General features: G+C 68.6%; 1 protein-coding gene and 1 pseudogene. One reads left to right on the forward strand and one right to left on the reverse strand.

Annotated elements, in window-relative coordinates; genetic code table 11:
* Positions 1–169 precede the first annotated feature (169 nt).
* Positions 170–1,210 (reverse strand): IS110 family transposase, encoded by a 1,041-nt coding sequence (locus tag Q8Q88_RS19915; RefSeq protein ID WP_305676930.1) that lies wholly within the window; start codon positions 1,208–1,210, stop codon positions 170–172.
* A 390-nt stretch (positions 1,211–1,600) separates the two neighbouring features.
* On the opposite strand from Q8Q88_RS19915, the pseudogene Q8Q88_RS19920 reads away from it, so the two are divergent.
* A pseudogene (locus tag Q8Q88_RS19920) lies at positions 1,601–1,799 on the forward strand (MFS transporter); the annotation flags it as partial.

A 1,799-nucleotide genomic window follows, 5' to 3' on the forward strand; every position in this document is an offset into this window, starting at 1 on the left:
GGGCCGCCACCTGATGGGATCGGATGAGAACCAGGCCGGCCCATCTAGGAGGCGCGGTTGGAGCCGCTTGCCCTTTCGCGGCCTGACCTGGTCCATCGTCCCGGCGAGGGACTTCGCTCAAAGGAGGGGCCTGGGCCCTTCCCAGAACCTCGATCTCGTCTCCTTCCCTTTACGCGGCCTTGGCGACGGGGCCGCCGAGGTCGGGATCGAATGCGGCGGCGTCCGCCAGCATCCGGTGCAGCACCACGGCCAACCGGCGGGCGAGCGCCACCTTGGCTTTGCGCATCCCGGCGCGCCGGGCGACCGCGAGCGCCCAGGTCTTCAGCCTGGAGCCCTTGGTGGGCCGGGTCAGCATGACGTGGGCGGCCTCATAGAGGGCGCAGCGCACCTGCTTGTCGCCGATCTTGGAGATCCGGCCGGTGACGTCGGTCTCGCCGGACTGGTACTTCTTCGGCGTCAGCCCGAAGTGCGCCCCGGCGCCCTTGGAGGATCGGAAGCGGGCGGGATCGTCGATGGCCGCGGTATAGGTCAGGGCCACGATCGAACCCACGCCCGGCGTGGTCATCAGGAGCCGCGCCCTGCGGTCGGCCCGCGCCATCGCCCGGACCTTCCGGTCCAGGCCGGCGAACTCAGCGGCCAGCGCCGCCCGGGCCGACAGCAAGGCCTGGGTGACCAGCTCCAGCGTCGGATGCCCTGCCGCCAGCTCGCGCACCCGGCCCTCGAAGGTCTTCGGCGTGGTCGCGCCCACCTTCAGCCCGAACCCCCGCAGCACGCCGCGAACGCTCATCTCCACGTCGTGCAGCTTGGCCTGTAGCAGCCGACGCGTGGTCAGCACCGCCCGGGTCTCCTGCGCCGCCAGCGACTTGCAATGCACCGGCCGGAACCACCCCAGCCGCATCAGCTGGGCGATCCCCCGCGCATCCTTCCGGTCGGTCTTCACCGGCATGGTCTTGAAGGCCGCCCGCACGTGGCGGGTCTCCAAGAGCTCCACCGCAAAGCCCGCCTGCAGCAGCCCCGCGTGCAGCCACTGCGACAGCGGCCCGGCCTCCAGCCCGATCCGCGTCAGCTCCAGGCCCAGCCCCGCGAACCAGGCGATCAGCGCCTCCGGCTCGCTGGCCACCTTCCCCTCGCAAACAACCCCCCCGTGCGCATCCACAACGCAGACGCTCGAGGCTTCCAGCGATACGTCGATCCCGGCATAGTGCTCCATGGTCGTCCCCAGTGATGCTTGGAGCAGGCCAATCCCTGACTCCGCAAACACCATCAGTCTGAGGGACGACCACCCACCCCGCGAGGGGCCGGCCCGTTACCCCATCTAGACGGGGGGCTGCTGCGTCTCCCCAGGCGGAGCCAGGATTGTCCGGACCGAGACCGATTGGCTCTCCGGTTCGAGCGGTTCCGAGCTGCAGCGTGAGCTTCGTCAATGGTTACGCCTAGCGTCTGCTTCCAGTGTGAGAACCTATGTCTCGTCCTGCCGCCAAGCTGCCACTCTCTCAGCTTCACTGAGCAACCTATTTGGCCGATGAGGGCCCTTCCCCTCCCCGCCACACCCCCCTAACCTCCCCGCCAACAAGAACACCACCTCGGGGAAACACCACACATGGCCGGCGCCGCCACCACCACCTCCGCCAAGCCCGTCTTCTCCGAGAGCTACCGCACCACGGTGCTCGGCCTCCTCGTCGTCGCCTACACCTTCAACTTCATCGACCGCACGATCATCGCCACCATCGGCCAGGCGATCAAAGTCGACCTGAAGATCACCGACACCCAGCTGGGCCTGCTGGGCGGCATCTATTTCG

Origin of the sequence: Phenylobacterium sp. (genome assembly GCF_030697925.1) — a bacterium.
GTDB lineage: Bacteria > Pseudomonadota > Alphaproteobacteria > Caulobacterales > Caulobacteraceae > Phenylobacterium.

What these genes read in the sequence shown, in the direction of transcription:
- Q8Q88_RS19915 (WP_305676930.1), bottom strand. Translation starts at nt 1,210, where the DNA reads ATGGAGCACTATGCCGGGATCGACGTATCGCTGGAAGCCTCGAGCGTC.